This is a genomic window from Pseudonocardia pini (assembly GCF_013870575.1).
GTDB classification, from domain to species: Bacteria; Actinomycetota; Actinomycetes; order Mycobacteriales; family Pseudonocardiaceae; genus Pseudonocardia; species Pseudonocardia pini.
In genome coordinates this window covers 1-6599 of sequence record NZ_JACBXB010000276.1, presented here as the reverse complement: position 1 = coordinate 6599, position 6599 = coordinate 1, and the positions used below count along the sequence as shown (strand labels likewise).

Annotated in this window: 6 protein-coding genes; all 6 read left to right on the top strand. The window is 73.2% G+C overall.

What is annotated here, in order from left to right:
* Positions 1-1448: ABC transporter substrate-binding protein (locus H5J29_RS16685; protein WP_181781882.1), on the top strand; the 1448-nt coding region annotated here is incomplete at its 5' end.
* A gap of 1 nt (position 1449) precedes the next feature.
* Complete coding sequence (locus tag H5J29_RS16680) at positions 1450-2400, top strand: ABC transporter permease (protein WP_181781881.1); 951 nt, start codon at positions 1450-1452, stop codon at positions 2398-2400.
* A complete protein-coding gene (locus H5J29_RS16675; RefSeq protein WP_181781880.1) occupies positions 2397-3308 on the top strand; it encodes an ABC transporter permease in 912 nt (303 codons plus the stop codon). Before H5J29_RS16680 ends, H5J29_RS16675 begins: the two co-directional genes overlap by 4 nt.
* A complete protein-coding gene (locus H5J29_RS16670) occupies positions 3305-4918 on the top strand; it encodes a dipeptide ABC transporter ATP-binding protein (protein WP_181781879.1) in 1614 nt (537 codons plus the stop codon). Before H5J29_RS16675 ends, H5J29_RS16670 begins: the two co-directional genes overlap by 4 nt.
* A 10-nt stretch (positions 4919-4928) precedes the next feature.
* Positions 4929-6017: an LLM class flavin-dependent oxidoreductase gene (locus H5J29_RS16665; RefSeq protein ID WP_181781878.1), complete on the top strand. Its 1089-nt coding sequence runs from the start codon at positions 4929-4931 to the stop codon at positions 6015-6017.
* A partial coding sequence (locus H5J29_RS16660; protein ID WP_181781877.1) for an LLM class flavin-dependent oxidoreductase occupies positions 6014-6599 on the top strand: 586 nt, incomplete at its 3' end. The genes H5J29_RS16665 and H5J29_RS16660, both read left to right, overlap by 4 nt.

The following is a 6599-nucleotide window of genomic DNA, read 5'->3' as shown; positions in this document are numbered from 1 at the left end:
ACCCGCAGCAGGTCGGCAGCAACGACACCATCTACTCGGTGCGCCAGCTCGTCGACTCGCTCACCGACCAGGACCCGCAGACCGGTGACCTGAAGCCGTGGCTCGCCACCGCCTGGGAGACCTCGCCCGACGCGAAGAGCTACACCTTCACCCTGCGCGAGGGGGTGACCTTCTCCGACGGCACGCCGCTCGACGCGAACGCGGTCAAGGCGAACTTCGACCGCGTCCCCCAGCTCGGTGCCCGCGGCACGCTGCCCAAGGGCTACCTCGCGGGCTACGCGGGCACGACCGTGCTCTCGCCCACGCAGCTCACCGTGTCCTTCCAGCAGCCGAACGTGCAGTTCCTGCAGGGCACCTCGACCCACAGCCTGGGCATCCTCAGCCCGGCGAGCGTCGCGAAGTCCGACGACGACCGCTGCACCGGCGTCATCGGGTCCGGCCCCTTCACGTTGGCGAACTACACCCAGAACGCCACGATCACGCTGGCCAAGCGGCCCGGCTACGACTGGGGCTCGTCGCTGTTCGCGCACCAGGGCGAGGCCTACCTCGACACCCTCGAGTTCCGGATCGTGCCCGAGTCCGGGGTGCGGACCGGCAGCCTGCAGTCCGGCGAGGTCGACGTCATCGGCAGCATCGGCCAGCAGGACGAGGCCCCGCTGACCGGCGCGGGCGCGCAGCTGCTGGCCCGGTCCAACCCCGGCATCACCTTCGGGATCGGGCTGAACCAGAGCAAGCCGATCGCGAACGACCCGGCCGTCCGGCAGGCGCTGAGCCTGGCGATCAACCGGCAGGAGATCGTCTCGGCGGTCTTCCCGTCGCAGACCCTGCCCGCCACGAGCGTGCTGGCCTCGACCACCCCGTCGTACGCCGACCAGTCGGCCGCGCTCACGTTCGACGCGCAGAGGGCCGGGTCCACCCTGGACGCGGCGGGCTGGGTCCCGGGGCCGGACGGGATCCGGGCCAAGGACGGACAACCGCTCACCCTGCAGGTCTCGTTCGCCAACGTCGCCGCGACCAACAAGCCCACCCTGGAGCTGATCCAGCAGCAGGCCCGCGCGGTCGGGATCGACGTGCAGGTCCAGGAGTACCCGATCTCCCAGACCCCGCAGATCCAGAGCAGCGGCGACTTCACCTCGTTCTGGTTCAACATCACCCGGGCGGACCCGGACATCCTGCGCAGCTCGTTCTCGGTGGCCGGGGCGAACTTCTACCGGGTCCCGGAGACCCCGCTGGAGCCGCTGCTGACCGGCCAGGCCGCCGAGCCGGACCCGGCGAAGCGCACCGCGCTCGTCGAGCAGGCGCAGCAGGAGTTCCTGAAGCAGGGTTTCTTCGTGCCCGTCGTCGAGCTGACCACGGTGCTCGGCGTCGGCGCGTCCACGCACGGCGTCACGTTCGACGCGTCCTCCCGGATCCAGCTGCACGACGCCTGGAAGTCGGATGTGAGCTGACGTGCTCCCGTACCTGCTCCGCCGCCTCGGCACCGCGATCGCGGTGCTGTGGGCGGCGTACACGGTCACGTTCGTCGTGCTGTACCTGCTGCCCGGCGACCCGGTCACGACGATGGCGAGCGGCGGGCTCGACGGCGAGCCGCTCAGCCAGGCCGCGATCGACGAGCTCAAGGCGCGGTACGGGTTCGACCAGCCGCTGATCGTGCAGTACGGGACCAGGCTGTGGGCGGCGCTGCACGGCGACCTCGGCGCGTCCATCCAGACCGGGCGAGACGTCCGGTCCGCCATCGCCGAGGCCCTGCCCCCCACGATCCAGATCGCGGTCGGCGGCCTGCTCGTGGCCGTCGTGCTGGGCGCGGGCCTGGCGCTGGCGGCGACCTTCACCCGGCTGCGGTGGCTGCGGCAGGTGCTGATGGCGCTGCCGTCGCTCGCGGTGTCGCTGCCGGTGTTCTGGGTCGGGCTGATGCTCGTGCAGATCTTCTCGTTCGGGCTGCACCTGCTGCCGTCGGTGGGCGCCAACGGGTTCCAGGCGCTGATCCTGCCGTCGATCACGCTCGGGCTGCCGATGGGCGCGCTGATCGCCCAGGTGCTGGCGAAGAGCCTGAGCACCGCGCTCGACGAGCCGTACGTCCAGACTGCGCGGGCCAAGGGCGTCGGGCGGTCCGCGATCCACCTGCGGCACGCCCTCCAGAACGCCGCGATCCCCGCGCTGACCGTGCTCGGCTACGTCGCCGGGAACCTGCTCGCGGGGACGGTCGTGGTGGAGACGGTGTTCACCCGGCCCGGGCTCGGCAGGCTGACCGTGCAGGCCGTCGGCGTGCAGGACATCCCGCTGGTGCAGGGGATCGTGCTGTTCGCGTCGCTCGTGTTCGTCGGGGTCAACCTCGTGGTCGACCTCGTCTACCCGGTCCTCGACCCGAGGATCGCCAGGGGGGTGCCCGCAGCGGCATGACCGAACTGCTGATCCTCGCCGACGCCACCGAGCCCGCCCGGCCGGCCGTCGTCCTGCCCGAGCCACCCACGCGCCGCGAGCGCGTGGTGCGGCTGCTGCGTTTCCTCGGCCGCCGCCCCGGGCTGGTGGTGGCGGGCGTCGTGGTGTTCCTGGTGCTGCTCGCGGCCTTCGCCCCGGGCGTGCTCGCGCCCGGGGACCCGAACACCGGCGTCGTGGCGGACAAGCTGCAGCCGCCGAGCCCGGGCCACCTCTTCGGCACCGACTACCTGGGGCGAGACCTCTACACCCGGGTGGTGCACGGCGCGTCGCTGTCCTTGCAGGCCACGCTGATCGCCGTCGCCGTGGCGCTCGTCGCGGGCGGGCTGATCGGGCTGCTCGCGGGCTTCGTCGGGCGCTGGGTCGACGAGGCGCTGATGCGCGTCGTCGACGTGCTGTTGTCCATCCCGGCCATCCTGTTGTCCCTGGCGCTGATCACCGCGCTGGGCTACGGCACCGTCAAGGTGGCGATCGCGGTCGGCATCGCGAGCGTCGCCAGCTTCGCCCGGGTCATGCGCGCGGAGACGATGCGCATCCGGCAGTCGACCTACGTGGAGGCCGCCCGGTCCGTCGGCACCCGCTGGTACGTGACCCTGTGGCGGCACGTGCTGCCCAACGCGGCCGGGCCGGTCATCGTCTTGGCGGTGCTGGAGTTCGGGCTGGCCATCCTGGCCGTGTCCTCGCTGTCCTTCCTCGGCTACGGCGCGCCGCCGCCGTCGCCGGAGTGGGGTTCGCTGATCGCCGAGGGCCGCAACTACCTGGCGACGTCGTGGTGGCTGTGCGCGCTGCCCGGCCTCACGATCGCCGCCACCGTGCTGTCGGTGAACCGCATCTCGCGGGCCCTCGACGGGGAATGGGGCCGAGCCCGATGAGCGAACCGTCGGCAGTGGGCGAGCCGCTGCTGGAGATCGACGACCTGGCGGTCTCCTACCGGATCGCGGGCGGGCGGATCGACGCGGTCCAGGGCGCCTCGCTGACCGTGGCGCCCGGCGAGGTCGTGGCCGTCGTGGGCGAGTCCGGCTCGGGCAAGTCCACGCTGGCCCAGGCCGTCATCGGGCTGCTGGCGGGCAACGGCTCCGTGACGGGCGGGAGCATCCGGCTCGGCGGCCGCGAGCTGACCGGGCTGTCCGACAAGGCCCTGCGCGAGGTGCGGGGGCGCGGGATCGGGCTCGTGCCGCAGGACCCGACCGTCTCGCTGAACCCGGTGCACCGCATCGGCCGACAGGTCGGCGAGGTGCTGCGGGTGCACGGGCTCGCGGACCGGCGCAGCGCCGCGGTCCGGGCCGTCGAGCTGTTGGCGAAGGCCGGGCTGCCCGAGCCCGAGGCCCGGGCGCGGCAGTACCCGCACGAGCTCTCCGGCGGCATGCGGCAGCGGGTCCTGATCGCGATCGCCACGGCCGCCGACCCGGCGCTGATCATCGCCGACGAGCCCACCAGCGCGTTGGACGCCACCGTGCAGCGGCGGATCCTCGACCACCTGGACACGCTGCGGGAGAACGGGACCGCCATGCTCCTGGTCACCCACGACCTCGGCGTCGCCGCGGACCGGGCCGACCGGGTCGTGGTGATGTCCGGCGGCCGGATCGTGGAGCAGGGTCCCGTCGCGCAGATCCTGCAGGACCCGGCCGACGCCTACACCCGACGTCTGGTGGCGGCGGCCCCCGGGCTCACCCCGCCCGAGACGCCCCGGGTCCCGGTGACCGCGCCGCCGCTGGTGGAGGTGCGCGGGCTCACGAAGGAGTTCCCGCTGGGCAGGCGACGGACCCTGCGCGCGGTCGACGACGTCTCGTTCACCATCGCCCGCGGCGAGACCCTGGCGCTGGTCGGTGAGTCCGGTTCGGGCAAGTCCACCACCGCGCGGCTCGTCCTGCGGATGGCCGACCCGACGGCGGGGGAGATCCTGTTCGACGGCGCCGACATCACCCGGCTGAAGGGCGGTGCGTGGCGGGACCTGCGCCGCCGCGCCCAGCTCGTCTACCAGAACCCGTACGCCTCGCTCGATCCCCGGTTCTCGGTCGAGGAGGTCGTCACGGAGCCGTTGCGCGCCTTCGGGATCGGCACCGCGGGCGAGCGGCGCGACCGGGCGGGCGGGCTGCTGGAGCGGGTCGCGCTGCCCGCGGCGCTGCTCGACCGTCGGCCCGCCGAGCTCTCCGGCGGGCAGCGGCAGCGGATCGCGATCGCCCGCGCGTTGGCGCTGTCCCCGGACCTCGTCGTGTGCGACGAGCCGGTCTCCGCGCTCGACGTGTCGGTGCAGGCCCAGGTGCTGGAGCTGCTCGAGGAGCTGCAGGTCACCCAGGGGCTGACCTACCTGTTCATCTCGCACGACCTGGCGGTGGTCCGCCGGATCGCGCACCGGGTCGGGGTCATGCGCGAGGGGCGCCTGGTGGAGCTGCGGCCCACCGAGGAGGTCTTCACCGACCCGCAGCAGGACTACACCCGCGAGCTGCTGGCGGCCATCGCGGGCCGCCGCGCGGCCGCCTGAGGAGGACGTCATGCGTTTCCAGGTTCTCGACATCGTCCCGCACGCCCCGCACCCGGTCACGGGGGAGATCGTCTCGGTGCACGAGCGGCTGCGCCGCGTCGTCGAGACCGCCGTGCTGGCCGAGCGGCTCGGCTTCGACTCCTACGCGGTGGGGGAGCGGCACGCCGGGGAGTTCGTGTCCTCGGCGCCCACGGTGCTGCTCGGCGCGCTCGCCCAGGCCACGGACCGGATCCTGCTGAGCACGGGCGTCACGGTGCTGTCGTTGCTCGACCCGGTCCGGGTGGCCGAGGACTACGCCACGGTGGACCAGCTCTCCGGCGGTCGGCTGGAGATCGTGATCGGGAAGGGCAACGAGGACAAGCACTTCCCGCTCTTCGGCCTGGAGCCGGCGAAACAGTACGAGTACCTCACCGAGAACCACGAGCTGCTGCGCCTGCTGCTGCGCGACGAGCGGGTGTCCTGGACCGGGACCCACCACCACGACCTGCACGAGGTGACGACCCATCCCCGGCCCTTCTCCGGGCCCTTCCGGATCTGGCACGGCTCGGCCACCTCCACCGTCGCCGTCGACCTGGCGGCGAAGTGGGGCGACCCGATCTTCACGGCCAACGCGCTGCAGCCGCGGGAGAACTACCTGGTGCTCATCGACCGGTACCGCGAGCAGTGCCGGGCGCACGGCCGCGAGCCGGGCTACGTCGGGTCCGGGTCGGGCGGGCTGTTCCTCGCGGACACCGAGGAGGAGGCGATCGCGGAGTACCGGCCGCTCTACGAGGGCCAGGTCGCGAAGCTCAACGCCGCTCACGCCGGGGACACCCGCAAGGGCAAGCGGCTCTCCTTCGAGACCATCGAGGAGGCCGTGGCGCACGGCCCGGCGCTGGTCGGGACGCCGGAGCGGGTCGCGGCCAAGATCCTGGAGTACCACAAGGCCTACCGGCACGACGTCCAGTCGGTGTCGGTCAACCCCGCCCTGCCCCACGAGCGTCAGCAGGAGGTGCTGACCCGGTTCGCCGAGGAGGTCGTCCCGCTCGTCCGCCGCGAGGCGACCACCACGCTGTGGGGGCCCGAGGACCCGGGCCGGGCGAAGGGGATCCGGCCGTGACGGCGATCCCGCTCTCCGTCCTGGACCTGGCGCCGATCTCGGCCGGGTCGACGGCGGCGGAGGCCCTGCGCAACACCGTCGACCTCGCCCGGCACGCCGAGCGCGCGGGCTACCGCCGGTTCTGGCTCGCCGAGCACCACCTCAACCCGGGCGTGGCCGGGGCCTCGCCCCCGCTGATCATGGGCGCGGTCGCGCAGGCCACGGAGACCATCCGGGTCGGGTCCGGCGCCGTGCAGACCGGGCACCGCACCCCGCTGTCCATCGTGGAGGAGTTCGGGATCCTCGACGCGCTGCACCCCGGCCGGGTCGACCTCGGCCTCGGGCGCTCCGGCGGACCGCGGACCCGCACCGAGCCCACCCACACCGAGGAACGCGTCGTGGACGGCGTGCTGATCCCGCGGCCCTTCTCGTTCGCGGGGCTGCTGGGCTCGCCGCGGTTCCGCGCGCAGCTGGAGCTGCTGCGCCAGCCCGAGGCGACCACCCCGGCGTACGACACGATCGTCGACACGGTGCTGGGCCTCGTCGCGGGCACGCACCGGTCGAGCGAGGGGGTCGAGGTGCACGCGGTACCCGGCGAGGGGG